We start from the raw sequence: 21,973 nt of genomic DNA, 5'->3' as shown, positions 1-21,973 counted from the left end.
TGTCCCGCCTCCCAACCCCGCGAGGTCAGCCGGCCGCGCGCCGTTCGACCATCCCCTTCAGCCGCGCCAGCCCCTCGCGCAGCGTCGCCTCCGGCACCGTCAGCGCGACGCGCACGAAGCGGTCCGAGGCCGGCCCGAAACTGATCCCCGGCACCACCGCCACCGCCGTCTCCGCCAGCGCCGCGCGCGCGAAGTCGAGCGAGCCCAGTCCCGAGCCACCGATATCCAGGAACGCGTAGAAGGCGCCATGCGGCAGCACCGGCAGCAGCGGCGACTGGCCGAGCACCTCCGCCACCACGTCGCGCCGGCGGCGGAACAGCGCCGCCATCTCCGCCACGCTCTCCTGCGGCCCGGCCAGCGCCGCCTCGCCGGCCATCTGGACCATGGTCGGCGCACAGGAGATCACCGGCTCCAGCAGCCCCGCCACCACCGGCGCCAGCCCAGGCGGGCAGACCACCCAGCCGAGCCGCCAGCCGGTCATCGCGTAGCTCTTGGAGAAGCCGGAGATCAGGAAGCTGCGATCCGCCACGTCGTAGGCGCCGATCGAGGCGTGCGTGCCCTCGAAGACGATGTCCTCGTAGATCTCGTCGCTGACCAGGTGCAGCCCGGTCTCCTGCGCCAATGCCGCGATCGCGGCCATCAGCGGCGCCGGGAAGACGGCGCCGGTCGGGTTGCCCGGTGTGTTGAGCAGCAGCGCCCTGGTGCGCGGCCCGACCAGCGCGCGAATCTCCGCGACATCCGGCAGGAAGCCGCGCGCGGCCGGCATCGGATAATGCCGGCAGGTCGCGCCGGCGAGATGCGCGATGCTCTCGTAGTTCGGCCAGCCGGGATCGGGCAGCAGCACCTCGTCGCCGGGATCGAGCACGGCGAGCAGGCTGGCGAACAGCGCGTTCACCGCGCCCGCCGTCACCACGATGCGCTCCGCCGCGACCGGCTGGCCGGTGCGGGAAGCGACGCGCGCAGCGATGGCCGTGCGCAGGCCGGCAAGGCCGGCATTCGGCGCGTAATGCGTGGCCCCCGAAAGCGCCGCCGCGCCCAGCGCCGCCGAGACATGCGTCGGCGTGTCGAGATCGGGGTCGCCCACCTCCAGGTGGATCACCTCCGGCCGCCCGGCGGCCAGCGTCATGATCTCCCGGATCGCCGAGCGCGGCATGGAGGTGGCCCGGCGCGCGGCGGGATGCGGGGGGACGCTCATCTCAATGCTCCGCCAGCAGCCGCCCGAGCCCGGGCAGCCTGGTGGCGTTGCCCGCCAGCCGCAGCCCGCGCCACAGCAGCACCTGGTTCGAGGACAGCACCGGCAGGCCGCATTCGGCCTCGAGCCGTTCCAGCGCGGCGAAGCTCGGCAGGTCGGTGGCGAGCAGCACCACCGCCTCCGCTCCCTCCCGCGCCAGGCCGCGCACCAGGCCGAGCAGCCGGTCCGCCCGCACCTCCGGCACCTCGCGCATCGCCAGGATGTCGAGCGTCGCATGGCCGGTGAGGTCCAGCCCCTCCGCCGCGAAGAAGCCCGGCGCCAGCGCGTGCACCGCGGCGGGATAGGGCGTGCCGAGCGCGACGCGGCGGGCGCCGAAGGCGGCCAGCGCATCGCGCATCGCGCTCCAGGCCGAGGCGCAGGCCGCGCCGGTGGCGGCCGCGACGGCGCGCGTGCGGCGATCGTTCCAGCCCGGCTCCATGATGAAGCTGGTCACCATGTCGGCCAGCAGGATCACGTCCACCCCGGTGGCGGCGAGTTCCTCCACCGCGCGGTCGAAATGCGCCTCCATCGCGCGCACCGCATCCGGCGTCAGGTCGCCGCGGGCCAGGATGCGGGTGGCGTAGAGAGCAGCGTCGCGCGGCAGCGCCGACCAGAACTCCGGCTCGAGCACCGAGTTGTTCGCCGGCACGACGACGCCGATACGGCCCGCGGCGCCGAATTGCGGTCGCGCCGCGCTGCCGGGCCCGGCCTGTGCTGCCCTTGGTGGATCCACCCATCCATCTCATCGAAGCGCCGGATGGCGGTCAAGCCCGCCCGAATACCTTGACAGGCCGGGCGCCCGGACCCGACACGCCCAGACCAAGAACGAGACGCCAGGCCCACACGACATGCAACACCAGTCCGCCCAGGACATCTGCTACGGCTACCTGCGCGAGGAGATCGCCGCGGGCCGCATGCCGGCCGGCGCGCGCATCGTCACCGACAAGGTGGCGCAGCAACTCGGCCTGAGCCGCATGCCGGTGCGCGAGGCGCTGCGTCAGCTCGACGCCGAAGGGCTGGTGACGATCCGCCCGAACCGCGGCGCCGTCGTCACCTCCCTCGCGCCCGATGCCATCGCCGAGATCCTGGAGATGCGCGGCGTGCTGGAGGGCCTCGCCGCGCGGCATGCGGCGCGCCGCGCCGCACCGCCCGACATCGAGGACCTCGATGCGCTGGTCGCCGCGATGCGCCGCGCCGTGACGGATTCGGTGCGCTGGAGCCAGCGGCACGAGGAATTCCACGACCGCGTCTGCACCCTGTCCGGCCGCCCGCGCCTGGCAGCGGAAGCGCGGCGGCTGCGCCTCGCGGTGCGCCCCTATACAACGCTCTACGCCGACAGCCACAGCGAACCGGAGGCGCTCGGCCATGAGCACGAGTTGATCGTGGACGCGCTGCGCGACCGCGATGCGCGACGCGCGGAGCGGCTGGTAGTGGCGCATGTCGCGGCCAATGCCGCCGGCATCCTGGCGCTGCTCGGCGCACCCGCGGCGCGCGAGCCCGCCGCGCCGCGCGCGAAGGCCGGCACCGCCGTCAAGGCACCAGGATGAAGCCGTACTCCTGCAGCGTGCGGCTCAGCGCGGCCGCATCGCCGCGGGCGCTGGTGATCACCAACAGCATCTGCTCCCGCACGAGGATGCGGCTGACGGAACGAATGTAGTCGGGGTTCGAGAAGCGGTCGGGGTTGCCGGCCCAGCGCGGCTCCGCATCCAGCGCGCTCAGCGAGCGCCAGGCCGCTTCCATCTGGTTCACCGCGTCGCGGTGGTCGCGAGCGATCTCGAAGCCCTGCCGTTCCTGCGCCTGCAGCGCCTGGCGCTGCGCGCCGGCCTCGACGCCGAGGTTGCGCGTCAGGTTCTCGACCAGCGCGCTGACCGAGGAGACGGTGACCGGGCTGCCGTCCGGGTTCCTGAGCGACTTGTCGTCGCCGAGGATCACCGGCACGCGCGAGCCCTCCGGCCGCTCCACGCCGGGCGGCGTGCGCGCCACCAGCACCAGGTCGATGCCCGGGTCGTTCGGGCCATGGCTGCCGCGGCCGAAGCGGTCGCCGGCCGGGCCGCCGCGCAGCACGAAGGCATCGAACAGCGCGGCCAGGTGGCGCGCCGCCTCGGCCTCCGCCACGGCAGGGCGCAGCATCGCCTCCTCATGGCGCTGCAGGTAGCCTTCGAAGGCGTCCGGGCTGTTGCGCACCGCGGCGTATTCGTCCTTGGTCAGGAAGCGCTGGAACCGGTGCCGGAGATGCGCGGGATCGGCGCCGGCCAGATGCGCGATGGTCGGATGGTCGCGCGCCCAGCCGCGCAGCGGCTCGGACAGCCGGCCGATGGCGGCGCGGTTGGCGGCGTAGCCGGTGGCATGGCCCACCGCGCGCGCCACCGCCGCCTCCCGCCACAGGCTGCCGAGCCGGCGCAGCTCCGCCTGCACCGCGGCGGGCGGCATGCCGGCCTCGCGCAGCGCGTTGCGCAACGCCGCGACCGCGGCGCGGCGCGCCGCCGGCGTCTCGGCGGTCAGCGCCGCGCGCACCGGCTCCGGCGCCAGGTCGAGCAGGTGGCGCACGGTGTCGGCGGCATCCGGGTGGGTCGTCGCCAGCCGGCGCACCGCATCATCCACCACCGAGCGGCGGAGCCGCAGCAGCCGCTGTTCCGCGCGGTAGGTCTCGGCCGGCGTTGCCGGTCCGCGCGGCGCCACGGCCGGGCCATCCGGCAGGTGCAGCACCGGATCGGCGCCGGCATTCGCATCCTCCACCGCGCGCCGCAGCAGCCGCAGCCCGTCCGCATCCATCCCCGGATCATCGAGCAGCCGGGCGAGCCGCGGCAGCACCTCGGCGTCATCGGCCAGGCCGAGATCGCGCACGGCGCCGCGCGCCGCGGCGCGCAAGGCGTCGATCTCCGCCTGCCGGGCGGCGCTCTCGGCGGGCGGCAGGTTCGCCTCGCGCTGGTCCGCCTGCAAGGCCCGCTCCCGCGCATCGAGATGCACCATCCGCGCCCGCAGCGCGGCCAGCCGCGCGCGATCCCCGATGCTGAGCGGGCGGTCGAGCGGCGCGCCCGGCGCCAGCGCGGGCGGGCCTTCGGGCGGCAGCTCGTTGTCGCCGCGGCGGATGCGCGCTTCCTCGGCCCGCTGCATCCGGGCGAAGCCGCCCGCCAGGCCGGGGGCGATCTCGGCCGGGTCGGCATCGGCGCGGATGCGGATGACGTAGGAGCCATCGGCCTCGCGGATCGTGCCGCCGGGCGGGTTGCGCTCGAAGCGCACCGGCGCATCGCCGGGCGCGCCGGGTTCCACCACGATCCGCGCGCGGACGTGGGTGCGCGCATCGGCGCCGCCGTCCGGGCGCGGCAGGCTCACCAGGATGGTGTCGTCGGAGTCGCGAACCGTGATGCCGATATCCCTGCCGCGGCCCGGCGGGCGGGCGTCGCGGGCGGCCTCCACGGCGCGTGCGGTGGTGGCTTCCTCCGCGACGGTCGGCGGCGGGCGGGCCGGGCGCGGCGACGGCGCCGGCGCCGGCGGACGTGCGGGGACGACGATGGCACCTGCGGATGTCGGGCCAAGGGGCGCATCGCTGCGCGGCACCACCGGATGCGAGGGGGTGGTGCCGCCAACCGGCGAGGATGGCGGCAGCGGTATGCCGGCGGCCCGGTTGGCCCAGGCATCATAGGCGGCGGTGCTCGCGAAGTCGTAGCGCTCGCGCCTGCCGGTGAAGGGGTTGTCGATCTCCACCCAGTAGCGTGCGGTCCTGGAGTTCGGGTCGAAGCCGAAATCCGTGTATCCCCACTTCCCTTCGTGCACATAGGTGATCCGAGAGCTGCGCGGGCCGCCTCCGGACTGTGCCGAATCGAAGGCCACCACGCCGAGATCGCCATGCGCCCCGCTCGGGATGCGGCGACCGAACCCGGTCTGCTGCGGGTTCCGGGGATCGGGCGGATGGAAATGCTCCTCCAGCACCCAGTGGCCGATGTCGTGGTCCAGCAATTCCTTCCATCGCTGCGCGTAGCCGCTGCCGACCGGTGCCTCGCTCTGACCGGCAGCGTTGCGGCCGACGAAGACGGTGTTCTCCACGCCCTGCACGACCACGTATTCCCCGGTGACCGGGTTGCGGTAGATCGCCGCCTCCCGCGTCGGGTCGTCGCGGATCATCGCGGCGTAGTTCGCGATCGCCGCGTTCAGGTCGTGCGGGTTGGGGTCCATCATCACCGTCATCTCCGGCAGGCGGACGAGTTCCACCTCCTCGGGCGGCGCGGGGCGACGCGTGATGACCGTCGGTTCCTCATCCGGCGAGGGCGGCGGCCGGCGGGTGACAAGCGTCGGCTCCTCCTCCGGCGAAGGCGGCGGCCGACGCATGATGACCGTCGGTTCCTCCTCCGGCGAAGGCGGCGGCCGGCGCGTGACAAGCGTCGGCTCCTCCTCCGGCGAGGGCGGCGGCCGACGCATGATGACCGTCGGCTCCTCCTCCGGCGAGGGCGGCGGGCGACGCGTGATGACGGTCGGCTCCTCCTCCGGCGAGGGCGGCGGGCGACGCGTGATGACTGTCGGCTCCTCCTCCGGCAAAGGCGGCGGCCGACGCGTGATGACCGTCGGCTCCTCCTCCGGCGAAGGCGGCGGGCGACGGGTGACGAGTTTCGGCGCGTCATCCGCATCGCCGACCCGCGGCACCGGCCCAGGGCGCGCGACGGCCGGCTCCGCCGCCGGCTCGGCAGCCGGGCGCGCGACAGGCGCCGGCGCCGGAGGTTCCGCGGCGTCCGCCGCGCGCCCCGCAGCCGCACGACGTGCCGCGCGCAGGCGCGCCGCATCCTCCGCGCGCGCCTCGCCCAGCCCCTGCACGAAGCCCTGCGCGCCGGCGCCGAGAATGTCGGAGACGGTCGCCGCCGTGCTGGCGCGATGCCGACCGCGCCCATGCTCGTAGCCGATCTCGGTCGCGCGCGTTGCGCTGCCAGCGAACCCCTGCCCGATCGCCCGCCCGCCGCGCCGCACCAGGGCGGAGCTGGAACCCGCCGCCCCCGCGAAGGGCCGCATCGCGCCCGCGCCGATCACACCCGAGAAGAAGCTGCGCAGCGCCGCATGGCCGACTTCCGTGCCGTATTCGCCGCCATGCCAGTTGGTCGGGTCCATCATCGCGCCGGCCATGCCGTTCACCATGTTGCTGGCGCCGCCGATCACCGCCTCCTCGCCCAGGGTCAGCGCGGCGCGCATGCCGGTACGGCCGCCGGCGGCCATCGCCGTCTCCATCGCCGTCTCGCTCACGCGCATGCTGCCGGCCGCCGCACGCAGCGCCGGCGCGCCGCCACGCAGCGCCGTGGTGGCCGCGGCGCCGAGGCCGGCGGTCGCCGCCTGCACCACCGTCATCACCAGGTCGCGCGCGGCTTCCTCATGCCCATAGCGGCCGCCCTTGATCAGCGCGCTCATCCCCATGCCGGCCAGCCCCGCCCCCGCGGTCACCAGCACCGGGATCCAGATGGAGGCCGCGGCGCCGCCGGTCAGCGCGGTGGTGACGATCGCCGCCGTCACCATCAGCGCCATCGTCACCGCGCTGGCGATGCGGTCGGTCGCCAGCGAGTAGGATTCGGCAGAGAGCTTCGCCAGGCCCATCGCCACCTCGAACTCCTCGCGCGAGCCCTCGCGCGGCGGCACGAAGTCGCCCGCGGCGTTGAAATGCCCCACCGGCAGCATCGCGCCCGTCGCCGGATCGCGGGCACGGATCAGCCGTCCGCGCCGGTCGAAGCTGCCCTCCGAGACGCCCATGCCGGAGAGCAGGCTGGCGTAATCCTCCTTCAGGTAGCCGTATTCGTCGCCGGCGAGGAACCGCCCCAGCACGCCGGATTCGCGGATCTGCTGGCGCGCCGTCAGCGCGGCGAGCTCGGCACGTTCCATGTCGTTCTGCGGCACGCCGAGCGAGGCGCGCTCGATCTCCAGCCGCTCGTCGCCCGACAGCTCGGAAACGACCCAGTTGCCCTCGCCATGGATGCCGAGCCGGGCGTAGAGCGAGGGTCCGTTCGGATGTGCGGCATTGTAGGCGGTGACGGCCTGGTCCACCTGCTCGCGCGTCATGCGCCCGAACTGCCGCCGCAGCACGTCCACCCGCGTGCCGGTGCCCTCCACCGCATAGTTGAAGGCGGCCACGGCAGCATCGGCACGGCTGCGATCGGTGGTGGCGCGCGCATCCTCAAGCGTGGAGGCGGCATAGGCGCCGGCCGGATCCTCCTGTCCGAAGCGGCCGCGCACCTCGGCCTGCAATTCCCGGCGCACCATCTCCGGGCTGCGCGGCGGGCCGGTGGCGTGCGGGCCGCGCGTGTAGTCCTCGTACAGCGCGAAGACGCGGTCGCGCCGCGCCAGCGCCTCGTCGCGACGACGACGCGCCTCGGGCGTGTTGCCGGCCAGCGCCGGGTTCAGCGCGGCATCCCAGGTCGCGGCGTCCAGGCGCGCAGGATCGGGCCGGCCACCGGGCCGGTTCATCTCCACCACCAGCGCGGCGGCCGAGGCCTCCGCGCTCTCCGGCCCGTGGCGGACGATTGCGGTGATCTGCCGCGCGTGGTGCGCATCCACGCCCTCGCGCACCACCTCGTAGCGGCCGCCGCCATGCGGGCCGCCGGCGTGGGTCTGCACGATGTAGTCGCGTTCGCCGGTGGCAGCGGCGATCAGCGCGGCCTGGCCCTGCTCCAGCGTCGGCGGGCCGGTGGCGCCCGCAGCACCGGGCTCGCGCGGCAGCGGGCGGACGCTGGCGAAGCCGGTGACGGTGCTGCGCCACACCGCTTCCCGGCGCGCGGTGCGTTCCGCCTCGGTCTCCAGCTCCGGCAGGTCGGACATGCCGGAAAGGCGGTCGCTTCCCGCATTGCGGGCGGCGGCGGCGATGGCATCGGCGGTGCGATCGGCGGCGCGGTAGCCGCGCTGGGCTCGGCCGCGATCCACCTCGCCGGCCAGGCGGATGGCATTGGCCCGGCCGATGCTCTCGGGTGTCGCCGCGCGCAGAGCCTCGAACACCTGGCGGTCGGCGCCGTCGAGGTCGTCGCGGATGTCGTTGAGGATCGCCTCGGCGCCGGGCATGCCGCGCAGCGCTGTGGCCTGCGCCGGCGTCAGCGAACGCTGCACGCGCTCCACCCGCGCCTCGTCGTTCCACATGTTCACGGCAGCCTGCATCTCCGACAGCGCACCGCGCTCGGCATCGCCGTTCAGGTAGTTCATCGCCGCGTTGATGTTGTGGCGGATGGTGCCGGGGAAGGAGAAGTTGTCGAGGAAGCGGCGCCTGATCGTGGCGCGCAGATTGCCGCCCGGGCGTTCGGCGTAGCGCGCGATCACCGCCTGCGCACGCCGGCGCGTGAGCCCGCGCAGCCCGCTCATCACCATCTCCACATCCGGCCCGATCCAGTCGTTCAGCCCGTTCATGATGGAGGTGGTGCGCGTATTGACGTCGCTGCGGACGGCGGTGCCGACGCGGCCGGCGAAGGCGGCGATCTCGGCCTCGGTCCTGGCGTCCTGCGCGACGCCGCGGGCGCGCTCCACGAATTCGCGCGCGGAGCGCGCACCGCCTTCGATCGGCGCCGCCGGTGGCGCGGGTGGCGCGGCGCTGTCGGCCGCGGCGCCCGCCGCCGTGCCGCGGCCCTCGTTCAGGATGGTGGTGATCTCGGTGCCCAGATTGGTGATGCGGGTGCGCAGATCGGCGAGCTGCGTCGCATAGCTGCGGCGGATCGGCTCGATGTAGCCGCCGATCGAGCGCGTCACGGGCCGCGCGACCGTCCGGAAGCTGGTCGTGCCGTCCTCCACCTGGCGGCGCAGCGCATCACCGGTCTCCTGCGCGGCCCCGAGGATCTGCGCCGCCTGCTCGCCGACCGAGCCGGCGATGCGCGCCGAGGCATCCTGCGCCGCCGCGTCCTGCGCAGCGCGGCGCTCGGCGCCGCTGCGGGCGATGCGCGGCGCGGCGGTCGCGGCGGTCTCGGCGAGCCGTTCGCGCAGCCCTTCCGCGCTGCGGACCACCAGCGTGGCGAATTCCGGCGCCGGCCGCCGCTGCTCCGGCCGCAGCCTGGCGACCAGCGCGCGCAGCGCAGCCCCTTGCGCCGCGGCCAGTCCGGTCGCCGCCTGGATCTGGCCACCGGCCTGGCGCGCGGCGTTATCGCGCTCCGCGGCGGCGCGGCGGCGTCCGCCCTCCGCCGCCTGCCGCCGCGCGGCATCGTGCTGGCGCACCAGCGCCGCCTCGCTGCGTGCGCGGCCGGCGGTGACGGCGGCGGTCAGGGAGGTGGCGGTGCTGCGCACCTGCTCCAGCGCCGCATCCCGCGTGCGCGTCACGGCGGCCGGCGCGGTGACGGTCAGAGTCTGCTCCATCTGGCGGAACGGCGCGAAGGCATTGGTGATGTCGGTGCGCAGCCGTTCCACCGTGGGCGTCAGGTTGTTCGCCATGCCGGTGGTGCCGCTGCGCATCACCCGCTCGCGCTCCGTCGCGCGCGGCGGCAGGCGTTCGACGATCGCTTCGTTCTTCGCCGAGGTCAGCGCCTCGCCTGCCTCCGGATAGGCGGCGGTGGGCGTCGTGGAGAGCGCACGCAGCGCATCGGCCGCCTGGATGCCGATGCGGCGCAGCTCGGCGATGCGGCCATCGGCGCCGGTGGCGACGGCATCCGCACGGCGGCGCTCGGTGCCGCCCTCGCCGGTGTCCCGCGCCACCTCCGTCGCCTTGGCCGTGAGCGCTGCGTTGGCGCGGCGGGCGGCGCCGCGGATGCTGGCGCGGGCTTCGCGCGACGCGGCGGCGATCAGCGCGTGGCACTCGGCCTCGCCGGAGGCCAGCACGCCGCGTGCTTCCGCGAGCTCGGTGCCGAGGAGGCCGAGCGCACCGTCCAGGTCGCGCTGGCGCAGCGTGGCGCGGCGCGCTTCGCCGTCGCGCGCCGCATCCGCCTCCCGCGCCGCGAGCCTGATCAGTTCGGCATGCAGCCGCGCGGCGGCCGTGGCGGCCGCGGCGAAGATGTCGGCGTGGCGGTCGAGCTCCGGCGTGCGTTCCTGTGCCGGGCGCTCCGGCCGCAATTCGAGGCGCAGCGGCGCATCGAAGGCAACCGAGGTCGGTGGCAGGCCGAGCGAAGCCGTTGGTAACGTGACCGGGCCAGTCTCCGGCTCCGGCACCATCTCGACCCGCGCGGCGGCGAGACCGTCACCGCCCTCCTGCGCCGCGCCCGTGCCTGCGGCGACAACCTCCGCACCCGCCTCGCGCGGTGCGGCCGCATCGCCCTCGCGAACCGCATCGCCTTGGTCCGCAACGCCGTGGGAGCCATCGAGCCGCCGGCCCTCCGGCGCATCCGCCGACGCATCCATCCGGTCCGGCCCGCCGCGCGGCGGTGCCGGCTCCGTGGGCCGCAGCCAGGCCGGGCGCGGCGGCGCGGCGGTGGGGGTGACGCGGTCGGCGACCGGGGCCTCCGGCACGCGCAGCGGCGAGGCCGGGCGGCGGATCACCGGCCCGCGCTCACGCTCCGGCGCCAGGGCGCGCATCGGCGTCACGCCCATGGCGGCAGGTCCGGCGGCGGGCGCGCGAGCTTGGCGTATTCCTCGGCGATGGCGGCCGTCACGTCGGGCCAGCCGATCCGCCGCGCCTCGGCCTTCGCCCGCGCGGCGGCGGCGAGCACGACGTTGCGGATATGCCCGCCCGCGAGGTCCACCGAGACCGCCAGCCTGTCCAGCGCCTCGGCCGGCAAGGCGTGCGCAGCGCCGAGATGCGCATCCCACAGCGCGCGGCGCGCCGGCGCCTCAGGCAGCGGGAATTCCAGGATCGCGTCGAGCCGCCGCACGAAAGCGGGATCGAAGCGCTCGCGGCTGTTGCTGGCCAGCAGCGCGATGCCGTCGAACTCCTCGATGCGTTGCAACAGGTAGTTGGTCTGCGCATTGGCGAAGCGGTCATTGGCGTCGCCGACATCCGTGCGGGCGGCGAACAGCGCGTCCGCCTCGTCGAAGAACAGCAGCACATCGGCGTGCTCCGCCGCGCCGAGGATGGCGGAGAGGTTCTTCTCCGTCTCGCCGATCCACTTGCTGGTCAGCGCCGCGAGGTCCACGCGGTAGAGCGGCAGGCCGAGGCGCGTCGCCAGCCAGTGCGCCGCGAGCGTCTTGCCGGTGCCGCTCTCGCCGACCAGCAGAGCGCGCAGCCCCGGCCGGTCGCGCGCCGCGATGGCGGGGCCGAGCCCTTCGGAGAGCCGCCCGCGCAGCTCCGCCCGCGCCAGCAGCCCGTGCAGCGCGGCCCGCAGCGTTGCGGGCAGCACGAGCGCGTCCTCCTCCACCCGGTCCGCGCTGCGCCGCGCGAGCGCATCGAGCGTCGCGGCGTTGCCCGCGACACCGGCGGTGACATCCGGCCAGGCGGGCGCGGCACGCCCCGCGCGCGCGGCGGCCAGGCGGGCGCGCGCCGCCGCTTCGGCGATGCGGCCCGCGCCCTGGCGGAACGCGGCGCCGGCGCGCGCGGCGTCTTCCTCCGGCACGCCATGGTCCCGCCACAAGGCGACGCGTTCGGCCGGCGCCGGAACCGGCAGCAGCCATTCATCGGGCGGCGCCTCCGCCTCCACCGCACCGTCGAGGCCGGGCAGCAGGATCCAGGGACCGTCATAGGGTGCGAGCGCCGGCAGCGCCCAGCGTTCCCCGGGGCCCGGCCGCGGCGCGAAGACCGGCAGGCAATCGGCGGCGATCAGCCAGGGCGCAAGACCCGCCGGCGGCTCCGCCTCGATCCGCGCGAGGCCCAGGCCGAGCGAGGCCGCCACCTCGCCCGCCACCGCCAGCGCCTCGGCCGCCGAGGCGGAGCGGATCACCAGTCCGGCGCGCCTCGCTTCGCCGAGCAATCGCGCACGCAGCCGCGCCTGCTCGCGCGTGGCCGCGGTCAGCGGGATGGCGGGCGGGGTGGCGATGCGCACGCCCTCCGGCGCCATCGCCCGTCCCTCCAGCGCGGCGAGCAGCGGCAGCGGCAGGACCAGGCTGCGTTCCGGCAAGGCCGCACGTTCCTCGCCGAGCTGCAGCAGCCCGCACGCGATCGCGCCACCGCAGCCAAGCCCGGCCACCGTCGCCCCCAGCGGTTCCAGCACCGCAGCGGCGAGGCCGAGCAGCGGGCGCGAGCCGCCGAGGCCCGATTGCGCCTCCGCCACCGCGCGCGCCACCGAGGCATCCGTCTCCGCGGCACGGCAGAGCGCGACGGCCATCAGCTCCGCATCGGTCAGCGCCAGCGCCTCCGCCACCGCCGCCAGCCGCCGGTCCTGCGCGGCGGGCGCGGCGCGCAGCGCGGCGACGGCCGGGGCGAGCATGGCCGCGTTCCATCCCTCAGCCAGGGCCGGCGCCTGCGCGGGCAGCGCGCGCAGCGCCAGCGCCGCCACCGCGAGCGTCCCAAAGCCGGGGTCCGGTGCGCGACCATCCGCTGTCATGGCACCGCATCGTCGCGGAAATGGTAGCGGATGGCGAGGCCGAGCCACGGCACCCAGCCGGGATCCACATCCAGCGCCAGGCGGCGCAGGCGCGCATCGGCGGCGTCGGCGGGGAAGCGGACGGCGATCCGGTCCTCCGTGCAGGCGAGCCAGCCGGGCCGGCGCGCGACCTCCGCCAGGCGCCGCCGCGCGCGCCGGCGCAGCCAGCGGTCCAGGCCGACGCGCCAGGCATCGAGCGCCGTCCCCGGCAGCGCGTCCTCGGCCGGCAGCAGGCCGAGCAGCGGATCCTCCGCCGGCACCCGCATGCGCAGGGCCACATGGCGAAGCAGCGCGCGTACGAAGCCGGACGCGGCGAGGACCGGATGGCGGTCGAGCCAACCGGGCAGGCCCATGCGCGCGAGCGGCCGCACCAGCAGCAGCACGCCTGCGGCGCGGCTGAAGCGCTCCGCATCATCATCCGGCGTGGCGGCGGCCGGCCGTGCGCGCGCCACCACGGCCGCCGGATCGGGCTGCGCTTCCCCGGCCGGCGGCGTGCGGCGGCGAGGCGTAGCCGGCGGAGAGATCGGGCGCGCATCGGGAAGCGGCCCGCTGCCGCCGGGTCGCGCCTGCGCTTCGCGGGACGAAGCGACCTGTGCGGCCGGCGCGGCCTGCGGCATGGCGCCACGCGGCGCAGCGGCCGGCGTGCCCTCCCCAGCGATCACCGCCTCGGTCATGGCGACGAGCAGATCGGGCTGCGCCGCGGCTTCCGGCGCCGCGGCCAGCAGCGCCAGCCGCGCCAGCCAAGCCGCGGCGCGGCCTTGCGGCGGCGCGGCGCGCATCGCCGCCAGCAGCCTCGCGCGCGCCACCGCCGCGTGACGGTCCATCAGCCGGACGGCGAGGCGCGGCGCCTCCACCGCCATCCGGCCGCCGCGCGCCGGCGCGCTGCTGCGCGGCGCCGCCACCTGCGCCGGCTCCGCGCGCGGCGGCGCTGGCGCGGCCTCCAGCGCCTGCACCACTCGCGGCAGCAGCCCCGCTTCCGCCAAGCGCAGCACCGCGCGCGCCAGTGCGACCTCGCTCTCCGCGTCGCGCATCCCCGCCGCGATCAGGCGCGGCACCCATGCCGCCAGGCTCAGGCCGCGCCAACCCGGCACCGCCAGGCGCCAGAACCACGCCTCCGGCCACCGCCCCGCCGCCAGCTCGCGCAGCAGCAGCCAGCGCGCCTCCGCCACCGAGGCGAACCACACCGCCTCCACCGCCGCCGCGCCGGGCGAGAGCGCGTGCACCGCGCGCGCGCCCGCCTCGCGCAGCGCCAGGCCGGCGCGTGCCTCCCACAGCGCCGCACCGCCGGTCACCGGCAAGCGCCCAAGCGCCAAGCGGCGGAGCACCAGCAGCCGCTCGCCCTCCGGCGCGGCCAGGCGCAGCGCCTCCTCCGCCCGCGCGTTGGCGCGGAAGGCCAGCGCCGGCGGGCCGCGCAGTCGCAGGCGCGAGACGGCGAGCTGCGCCATCCGCCTATCCCGTCAGCTCCACGCGCAGCCCCGCCGCGAGGGTCACGGCGCTCGTCGTCAGCCCCTTGACGATGCGCGCGCGCGCGATCCCCTCGCCGAGGTCCTCCACCACCGCCGTGCCGACCGGCCGCGCCTCCGCATCGCGCAGCAGCGCCGTCATCCCCACGCGCGCCACCTTGATGTCGAGCGCAAGATCCAGCCGCACGCCCGGCCGCACCGTCACCGGCGCCACCAGCCGCGCCGGGATGACGCGGTCGAGCGGTGCATGCGCGGCCATCAGCAGGCAGACGCGCACCAGCTCGTTCATCGCCGCCTCGGCGCGCGGGATGTCGCGTGCGATACGGCTCAACAGCCAGTCCACCAGTCCCTGCTGGCGACGGCGCAGCGCAATCGGCAATTCGCTCCAGCCCGGCAGGCCGGCGAGGGTCGCGAGCGGCGCCGGCTCGTCGAAGCCCGAGAGCAGCTCCGCCCAGCCGAGCCGGATGGCCGGCTCCGCCTCGCCGAAGGCCGCATGCAGGCAGGCGGCGACGCGCCCGACATCCTCGATCTCCGCCGAGGCACGGCGCGCGAGTTCCGGCCGGTTGTGCTCGCCGGAAGCGAGATCGCCGAGGCTCGCGCGTTCATTCACCAGCCGCCGGATGCCGCTGAGATCCAGCGTCGCGACGGCGGCAAGATCGATCCGCACCGCCTCCAGCCGCCGCGGCTCCAGCGCCGCACGCTGCGCCGCGATCACGCGATGCACCACGCCGAGCAGCCTCGGCGCACTCGCCACCACCGGCACCGGTTCGAACGCCAGCGCGGCCCGGATGCGCGAGGCCGCGAGCGCCGCGCGCGCCGCCTCCAGCCGGTCCAGCAGCGCCAGCCGCTTCGCGACATGCGGGAACCAGGCCACCGGCGCCTCGCGGAACAGCGCGACATAGTCGCGGATCTCCTCCGGCACCTCCTCATGCGCATCGAGGCAGGCGGCGGCGGGTTCCGGCACCAGCCCGGCGACGGCGGGCGCCGTCGGCGTGACCAGGGCGCGATCCGCCTGGCGCGCGCGGCGATAGGCGATGGCGGTGACATGCGAGGCCAGCACCGCCTGCCGCCTTGCATTCAGCGCCGCCACGCGCTGCGTCTCCTCCGCCAGCAGCGCATCGGCGACGCCGAGGTCGTGGCGCGCTTCCTCCACCTCCACGCCGATGCTGCGCAGCCGCGCATCGGCGCCGGCGATGCGCCCGGCGAGCTCCGTTCGCAGCGCCTTCGCCTCCGCGATCAGGCGGGAGTACAGCGCGGCGCGGCCCTCGATATGGCGCAGCAGGGCGATGCTGTTGTCCACCGCACTGGCGCCGGCGCCGAAGAACTGCGCCTCATGCGTGCCGTCCCGCACATCGTCGGTGTCCACGGTCGCGCGGTCGCGCGGCTTCTCCAGGTCGGCGATCACATCGGCCAGCGTCGGCGTCGTCGCGGTGCCTTCCACGAACCGGAAGCCGGGCGCAGGCAGGTCGCCGAGCGCGATGCCGGTCGCCTCCCCGCCATCCGCGCCGATCAGCGAGGCGACCGCCGCGACCAGCGCCATCTTGCCTTCGAGCGCATAGCGCTGCGCCTCCAGCGAGGGCGGCGGGGCGAGCCGCTCGGCGATGCTCGCGGTGCGCTCGACACGGCCGATCAGCGGAAGCTGCGCACGGATGTCCGCGGCCTCCACGCCGCGCGTGAAGCCGGCGGCGAGGCCGGCGATGCTGGTGGTGCGCGTCGTCGTCTGCCGGAGATTGAGGAACGAGAGGTTGGCGGTGAAGAGCGGCTGGTTGATCGCGCCGAGAATACCGCCACTGCTGCGCGGATCGAAGGCCACCGGCGCATCGCCAGGGCCGGCGCCGATGATCGTGTCGCTCGGCGTCCTTGGCTTGGGCTGCGTCTCCAGCGGCTCGTTCGGATCGCGCGCGGGCGAGGTCTGCCAGGCGGCCTTCAGGTAGCCGGCGAGGTCATCCGCGCGGGCGCGCGCGCTTTCGTCGCGGGTCGCGATGCCGGCCAGCGCCGGCGAGGTGACCAGCCGCGCGGCCGCATCGCCGCCGAGCACCAGCTGGCGCAGCCGGTAGATGTCGGCCTGCGCGCGCACGAAGCCGAGGTCGATGCGGTCATTCGTCGCTGCCAGCCGCGCCTCGGCATCGGCGATGAAGCGATCCAGCCCGATCTCCTGCAGGCGCTGCATCTCGTTCGCCAGGAAGGGCTGCGTCCAGCGCGCGCGGAAGGCGGTGCTGGCGACGATCGCGCGCACGCCGCCGGATTCCGCGGTGCCGTAGCCATCCTCCGCCGGCGGCTCCTCGCCCGTTGCGGCGGGGATCTGCGTCCAGCCGGGGCCGGCGCGGCCGGTCTCCGTCAGCTCGCTGCCCGGTGGCGCGTCGTCGGCGATCCACACCGCCTCCATGGCGTCGGCCGAGATGCGCCCGACCGGGCCCCACTCCGCCGTGCCGCCGATCGCCGAGACCTCGATCCCGTCCAGCGCCAGGCCTTCCAGCGTGCCGCCATTGGCATCCCAGCGCGACGCAGCCGGCACCTCCATCCGCGTCCAGGCGCCGGCAGCCGGCACGTCGCCCTGCCGCCGCAGCGCCAGCTGCGGGTCGGAGGTGGGGCTGATCAGGCCCGCCGGCGCGCCCCAATAGACCGCGCCGCTCAGCCCCCCGGCGCCTGACGTCGAGGTGTTCGCACCGAGCCGCAGCGCGATGCCGGTGACACCGGCGCCGGCGCGCAGCCAGAGGAACAGCCGGTCGCCCTTGCGCATGGGCAGCGAGCTGCCGGCACGCAGCATCGCCTGTGCGCGCGCCTGCCCCGCGGTCGCCGGCAGCCGGCGCACCCGCGTGCAGCCCACCGGCGCACGGCCGGCCGGATCGGGCAGCACTTCCGCCGCCGTCGCATCCGCTGCCGGCCAGGTCGGGCGCTCGCCGGTGATCGCATCCAGCAGCAGGTCGCGCCGGCGCCGCACCATCTCGCGGCGCACCAGCCATCCCGTGCGGTCCGCCGTGTAGCGCGCGACGGCGCGCGCGAAGGCGGGATCCACCTCGGCAGTCAGCAGCAGCCCGGGCTCGTACACGCGGTCCGGCACCGGGACGAGCAGGTCCACCTCCTCCGGCGCCTCGAGGTCGAGCGGCGCGAGGCCCGCACTCGCGCGCAGCACCAACTCCAGCTCGCCGAGCGGCACCGGCGCGGCGCTCAGAGCAAAGCCCGGCGGGAACAGGAACTGCCGCTTCGTCGCGAGATCGACCAGGGAAGCCGGCAGCACGCCGACCGGCGGCAGGTGATGCAGCGCACCACGAACGGTGGCAGGTGAAAGATCCGGCAGCGCGCCGAGATGCTCGACAAGCTGCGCGAGCCTCGCCTGCCACAGCAGCGCATCGCCCCGCCCCGGCACCAGCGCGCGCCGCGGCCGCGGCTGCCCGCCCATCCGCACCACCACGGCGCGGTCGCGGAAATCGAGCGTCCAATCCTCCGCGAAGGCCACCACCGCCAGCGGCACGCCGAGCCCTTCCCAGGGATGCATCCCGCCCGCACCGAAGCGCGCCTCGGCGGTGAAGACGCGCTCGGCCAGGCGGTTGCGGCGCAGCGCGCCGGGCGGCGGCAGCGCGTACGCCGCGAGCTCCGCGGGCCAGACATCCAGCACCAGCCGGCAACCATCGATGCGCTGCAGATCGTCATAGGGATCGTCGCGCGGATCGGGCGGGCAATCGTCGCGCGGGCCGGCGAGGATGGTCGCCGTCACCGGCTCGGCCACCAGCACCGCAACGCGCGGCAGGTCGGCGGCCGCCGGCGCATCGAGCAGCGCGCCGAGCATCGGCCCGATGCGGCGCGGCAGCAGCACGCCGGAAGACGAAGCGGTGCCGCCCGCATCGTCGCCAGCCGCGATGGCATCCAGCTGGTCCACCCGCGCACGCACCGGCAGGTCGGCCAGACGCAGGCGGCGCGGCGCCGCGACCACCACATCCTCGCCCGCGCGCGTCAGGCCGGACCCCGGCAGCACCTGCACCCAGGCCGCATCCGGCGCCTGGCCGAAGCCGTCGGGCTCCGCCAGCAGGTCGAGGCCGGCGATGATGCCGGCGGTCACCGACTCCCCGCGCAGCCGCTGCACGCCCGCGCGCGCCTCCTGCTCCGCCGTCAGCGCGCGGTCGGAAAGCACGCGGCCGGTGAAGGGGTTGATGCGCCGCCGCCAGACGCCCGGCAGTTCCGGCCGCAGCGGCGGATCGGTGCCGATCACGTGCTCGTCGGCCAGCGGCGCGTCGATGGCGGAGAGGATGCGCATGGCCGGTCAGCCTTCCTCGACGATCAGCTTCTCCAGCGCGGCTGCGTCCTTCGCATCGGCCGCCTTGGCGAGGCGCTCGGCAAAGCGCGGCAGGTCGGCGGCGTCGATCGCGCGCAGCACGCCGTCCAGCTCCACCGCGCGCCCCTGGTCGCCGATCCAGACCTGGCCGGCGGCGGGGATTCTCGTCGGCGTGGCCGCCAGCCGCTCCAGCCCCTCGCCCAGCCGCGGCCCGGCATAGGCAGCGGCGACGGCCAGCACCTCCGCCTCGGTGATCTCGCCGGGCACCGGCTTCTCGGCACGGATCGCGGCGAGGACGTTGCGCAGTTCCTCGGCGCGGGAGCCGGGCAGGCCGAGGGTCGGCGCGCGCAGCGCATCGCGTAGGCCGGCGAGCGCAGCGGGCTGCCCAAGGCGCTCGCGCGCGCCCGGCAGCGTGAGGCGCCCACCCGCTTCGCGCTCCGGCGTGACGCGCTCCACCGGCGCGTCACCATCCTCGGCGGGCAGAGCGCGTTCCAGGTCACGCACCACGGAGGCGACCAGCATGTCATGCGCGGCGATGCGCGGCGCGGCGAGCAGGGCGGCGATGCGCGCCTCGGCAAAGGGCGTCGCCGCCGTTGCGATGCGCTCCGCGCGTTCCGTCAGGCCAAGCGCGGCCAGCCGCTCACCGGTGGCGCGCTGCTGGCCGGCATCGTCGCCCGTCACCGCGATGGCGACGCCGGTGATGCTGGCGCGGTCGGCCACCGCGCGGCGCCGGACGTACCACAGCAGCGGCGAGCCGCCTTCGGCCACGGGCAGCGCGGCGACCGCTTCCGCCCAGGCGGTGGTCCAGGCGCGGATCTCCGCCTCCGACGCGGCCGCGCGGGCTTCGGCCTCGGCGTCGCGCAGCGCCGTCTCGCGCGCCCGCGAACGCCGCGCCAGCATCGCCTCCAGCGCCGCCAGCGGCGCGCGGCGCAGCCCCTGGCCAGGATCGGGCCGCGCCGCGAAGGAAGGCTGCGCCAGCTGCGCCCGGAAACGGGCGAGGCGCGCGCGGGAGACCGGCGCCAGCACCACCACGCCGGTCGCGTCCAGATCCTCCGCATCGCCGAGCAGGTCGATCGGCGGCATGGCGAGGCTTTCCTCGACCAGGCTCGGGATCTCGTCCTCCGGCACGAAGCTGACATCCACCTCCATCGTTGGCGGAAACCAGATCTGCCGGAAGCCGAGCGAATCCGTCAGGATCGAGGCCGCCGTCAGCAGCCCCGCCGCCGGCAGCGCGGCGAAATGCTCGGCCGCGGCGAAGCCCGCCGGCTGGCCGGCGCGCGCGCGCTCCTCCAGCACATCGGCCAGATGCGACTGGTGCTGCAGCACGAAGGCTTCGGCCAGCGCGCGCGGACGCCCGCCGAGGCTCACCTGCAGCGGCGTGTCGGCGCCGGTCTCGCGGCGGACCAGCGGCATGTCGATCCAGCGGATCGCGCCGCGCTCCATCGCGACCATCGCCAGCGGCAGCGCATCCTGCGGCAGGCCCACCGCGTCGCCGAGGAAGAACCTGCGCGCCAGCGCGCGCCGCGCCTCGCCCAGCGTGGCGGCGCCGCCGGTATCCGGCCAGGGGATGAGCGTGACGGCGGTCGCCTCGATCACGTCGCCATCCTCCACGCGGCGCGGCCCATCGATGCGCGTGGGATAGGCGGCGATCGGGTTGGCGGTGAACTCCACCGCCCGCAGCGCCAGCAGGAAAAGCCCCGTTCGCCGGCCGAGCGGCGCGCGCGGCACCGCGCGCAGGCCGAGCGTCGCATCCAGTCGCTCCACCGCCGGCAGGTCGAGCGGCGCGAAGCTGCGCCGCGTGGTGACCAGCACGAGATCGCCAGAGGGCGTCACGCCATGCCCCGGCTCGATCACCAGCATCTCGTTGCCGGCCGAGCCCTCCAGGCTCACCTCCAGCCCTGCGACGACGCCGGTGCCGGTGGCGCGCGCAAGATCCGCCTGGCGCCGCCGCACATACTCCTGGTCGCGCGTGAGGTCGGCGCCGGTGAGGAACCGCCCGTCGAAGTAGCGCGGCCGCCGCCGCAGCCCGTCCAGCACCAAAGCGGAGCGGCCGAGCAGCGCCTCCACCTCCTCCCGCGCGACGATGGTGGGATCGCCGGCGCGGGCGAGGCGCGCGATCTCGCTGGCCTCCGCCACGTCGATCCGGGTGCGGGCCGAGCTTGCCGTCAGGTCGGACATGGCTTGCCTCCTTCAGGGCTGGACCAGCGGCGCCGCATCGGGCGCGCGGCCGAGCCACTTGCCGGGCAGGAAGACGAAGGGACGCAGCGCATTGTCCACCGAGACGCGCTGCGTCATGTCGAGCGCCGGCCGCGTGCCGGAAGGCGCGTCCTCCGCCAGGGTCACAGGGATCGCGACGCGCGCGAGCAGCACGGCCGAAGCCTCGCGACCCACCACATGCTCGGTGAGCGGATCGAGCGCGCCATCCTGGCCGGCGGTCTCGAAGCTGCCGAGCACGGCGATCAGCTTGTCCTCGTCGCTGGCATCGGCGGCCGGCCAGAAGTTGCGCGGCGACGGGATGGGATCGGGCCCGCCCTCGGCACGCGGCACCAGTTCCAGCACCGGCGTCTCCGCCAGCCGCGCCGGCACCACCGCATCCAGCGCCGCGAAGGGTCCGGAGGCGAAGGCGGGCGTCTTGGCGCGCGCGCAATCGGCGGCCGAGAGGAACACATCCACCACCACCGCTGCCGGCGGCGCCACGCGCGGCGCGCGATGCAGCGCGGCGACGAGGTCCGCCGTCGCGGCCGCGGCGAACCAGCGCGCCAGGCGGATGCACCAGGGCGCCTGCAACTCCATCAGCCGTCCGTGGCGATCCAGCGCCAGCCCGGGCGCGACATGCAGTTCCAGCTCGGCATCGTCTGTCGCCGGCGGCAGCACGCGAAGCCCGGCGACCGTGCCATGGCCGTGCAACGCGGAGAGCGCCCGCGCAAGCCTGCCGCGGTGATAGGTCTGCTCGTCCCGAAAGTCCTGCGCATCGAGCAGCACGCCGGTGGCGTAGTTCACCCGCTCCGGCGCAGGGCGGGCGAGCAGCGGGTCCGGGAGGTCGTTCATCGCGGGATCACCGGTCTGATCACGGGTTGCACGATGGTGCCGAGGTCGGGGCGGATGACGGGATCGATCACCGCGCGCAGCACGCGCACCGTCAGCTCCACCGGCGCGCTCTCGTTCCGCGCGGCGTCCAGCACGGTCAGGCGGAACACGTAGCTGCCGGGCGCGAGGCGGTTCTCGACCCTGAGCGTCGGCTCGCGCGTCGCGACGGTCCGGCCCGGTTCGAGCACCGGCATGATCAGCGCTCCACCAGCGTGAAGCGGTACTCCACCACGCGCCCGCCTCCGACATCGCTCGACCGCGCGCCGGACAGGATGAAGGAGGCGCCGGACGCCACCACCGGCTCGATGCGGCGGCCATTCGCGTCCACGATGTCCAGCACCGCGGTCGGCCGCTCCGCATCGCGCACCACGATGTCGAGGAAGGTCGCTTCGCTCTCGTTCCCGCTGTCGTCCACGACGACCAGGCGGAAGCGGTTGGCACCCAGCGGCAGCGGCGCCGCGGGATTCACCTCCACCCGCACCACCGGCTCCGGCTGGACGACGGGTTCGTTCACCTTGAATTCCGGCATGGTCGGCGC

At 75.6% G+C, this 21,973-nt stretch carries 11 protein-coding genes; 1 reads left to right on the top strand and 10 read right to left on the bottom strand.

Features of this window, described 5'->3' with window-relative positions:
* Window positions 1–25: 25 nt before the first annotated feature.
* Together ACESM1_RS03010 and ACESM1_RS03005 are read right to left on the bottom strand one after the other, a co-directional pair.
* A complete protein-coding gene (locus tag ACESM1_RS03010; RefSeq protein WP_372617592.1) occupies window positions 26–1,195 on the bottom strand; it encodes a pyridoxal phosphate-dependent aminotransferase in 1,170 nt (389 codons plus the stop codon).
* 1 nt (window position 1,196) lies between these two features.
* Complete coding sequence (locus ACESM1_RS03005; protein ID WP_372617590.1) at window positions 1,197–1,964, bottom strand: hypothetical protein; 768 nt, start codon at window positions 1,962–1,964, stop codon at window positions 1,197–1,199.
* A 115-nt stretch (window positions 1,965–2,079) separates the two neighbouring features.
* On the opposite strand from ACESM1_RS03005, the gene ACESM1_RS03000 reads away from it, so the two are divergent.
* Window positions 2,080–2,778, top strand: coding sequence for a GntR family transcriptional regulator (locus tag ACESM1_RS03000; RefSeq protein WP_372617588.1), 699 nt, complete (start codon window positions 2,080–2,082; stop codon window positions 2,776–2,778).
* On the opposite strand, the gene ACESM1_RS02995 is transcribed toward ACESM1_RS03000, so the two are convergent.
* The 8 genes from ACESM1_RS02995 to ACESM1_RS02960 are packed head-to-tail and all read right to left on the bottom strand — an operon-like array spanning window position 2,762 to window position 21,964.
* Entirely contained in the window at window positions 2,762–10,690 is a 7,929-nt protein-coding gene (locus ACESM1_RS02995) for a hypothetical protein (RefSeq protein ID WP_372617587.1), read from the bottom strand. The two genes, ACESM1_RS03000 and ACESM1_RS02995, sit on opposite strands and share 17 nt — an antisense overlap.
* Window positions 10,681–12,576 (bottom strand): ATP-binding protein, encoded by a 1,896-nt coding sequence (locus ACESM1_RS02990; RefSeq protein WP_372617586.1) that lies wholly within the window; start codon window positions 12,574–12,576, stop codon window positions 10,681–10,683. The genes ACESM1_RS02995 and ACESM1_RS02990 overlap by 10 nt, the downstream gene beginning before the upstream one ends.
* Window positions 12,573–14,060, bottom strand: a complete 1,488-nt coding sequence (locus ACESM1_RS02985; protein ID WP_372617585.1) for a hypothetical protein — start codon at window positions 14,058–14,060, stop codon at window positions 12,573–12,575. Before ACESM1_RS02985 ends, ACESM1_RS02990 begins: the two co-directional genes overlap by 4 nt.
* A gap of 4 nt (window positions 14,061–14,064) precedes the next feature.
* Window positions 14,065–18,330, bottom strand: coding sequence for a hypothetical protein (locus ACESM1_RS02980; protein WP_372617584.1), 4,266 nt, complete (start codon window positions 18,328–18,330; stop codon window positions 14,065–14,067).
* A gap of 6 nt (window positions 18,331–18,336) precedes the next feature.
* Window positions 18,337–20,526: a hypothetical protein gene (locus ACESM1_RS02975; RefSeq protein WP_372617583.1), complete on the bottom strand. Its 2,190-nt coding sequence runs from the start codon at window positions 20,524–20,526 to the stop codon at window positions 18,337–18,339.
* 12 nt (window positions 20,527–20,538) lie between these two features.
* Entirely contained in the window at window positions 20,539–21,396 is an 858-nt protein-coding gene (locus ACESM1_RS02970; protein ID WP_372617581.1) for a hypothetical protein, read from the bottom strand.
* Window positions 21,393–21,629: a hypothetical protein gene (locus ACESM1_RS02965; RefSeq protein ID WP_372617577.1), complete on the bottom strand. Its 237-nt coding sequence runs from the start codon at window positions 21,627–21,629 to the stop codon at window positions 21,393–21,395. The genes ACESM1_RS02970 and ACESM1_RS02965 overlap by 4 nt, the downstream gene beginning before the upstream one ends.
* A gap of 2 nt (window positions 21,630–21,631) precedes the next feature.
* Window positions 21,632–21,964, bottom strand: a complete 333-nt coding sequence (locus tag ACESM1_RS02960) for a hypothetical protein (protein ID WP_372617575.1) — start codon at window positions 21,962–21,964, stop codon at window positions 21,632–21,634.
* Between the last annotated feature and the right edge of the window lie 9 nt (window positions 21,965–21,973).

Origin of the sequence: Falsiroseomonas sp. (genome assembly GCF_041690465.1) — a bacterium.
Classification (GTDB): Bacteria; Pseudomonadota; Alphaproteobacteria; order Acetobacterales; family Acetobacteraceae; genus Falsiroseomonas.
Note: the sequence above shows the minus strand (reverse complement) of the source record. Positions and strands in the feature narration are given on the sequence as shown.

Bases quoted from the DNA above. Each gene is read 5' to 3' on its own strand.
- ACESM1_RS03010 (WP_372617592.1), bottom strand. From the start codon at position 1,195: ATGAGCGTCCCCCCGCATCCCGCCGCGCGCCGGGCCACCTCCATGCCG.
- ACESM1_RS03000 (WP_372617588.1), top strand. From the start codon at position 2,080: ATGCAACACCAGTCCGCCCAGGACATCTGCTACGGCTACCTGCGCGAG.
- ACESM1_RS02985 (WP_372617585.1), bottom strand. From the start codon at position 14,060: ATGGCGCAGCTCGCCGTCTCGCGCCTGCGACTGCGCGGCCCGCCGGCG.
- ACESM1_RS02965 (WP_372617577.1), bottom strand. From the start codon at position 21,629: ATGCCGGTGCTCGAACCGGGCCGGACCGTCGCGACGCGCGAGCCGACG.
- ACESM1_RS02960 (WP_372617575.1), bottom strand. From the start codon at position 21,964: ATGCCGGAATTCAAGGTGAACGAACCCGTCGTCCAGCCGGAGCCGGTG.
- ACESM1_RS02995 (WP_372617587.1), bottom strand. From the start codon at position 10,690: ATGGGCGTGACGCCGATGCGCGCCCTGGCGCCGGAGCGTGAGCGCGGG.
- ACESM1_RS02980 (WP_372617584.1), bottom strand. From the start codon at position 18,330: ATGCGCATCCTCTCCGCCATCGACGCGCCGCTGGCCGACGAGCACGTG.
- ACESM1_RS02975 (WP_372617583.1), bottom strand. From the start codon at position 20,526: ATGTCCGACCTGACGGCAAGCTCGGCCCGCACCCGGATCGACGTGGCG.
- ACESM1_RS02970 (WP_372617581.1), bottom strand. From the start codon at position 21,396: ATGAACGACCTCCCGGACCCGCTGCTCGCCCGCCCTGCGCCGGAGCGG.
- ACESM1_RS02990 (WP_372617586.1), bottom strand. From the start codon at position 12,576: ATGACAGCGGATGGTCGCGCACCGGACCCCGGCTTTGGGACGCTCGCG.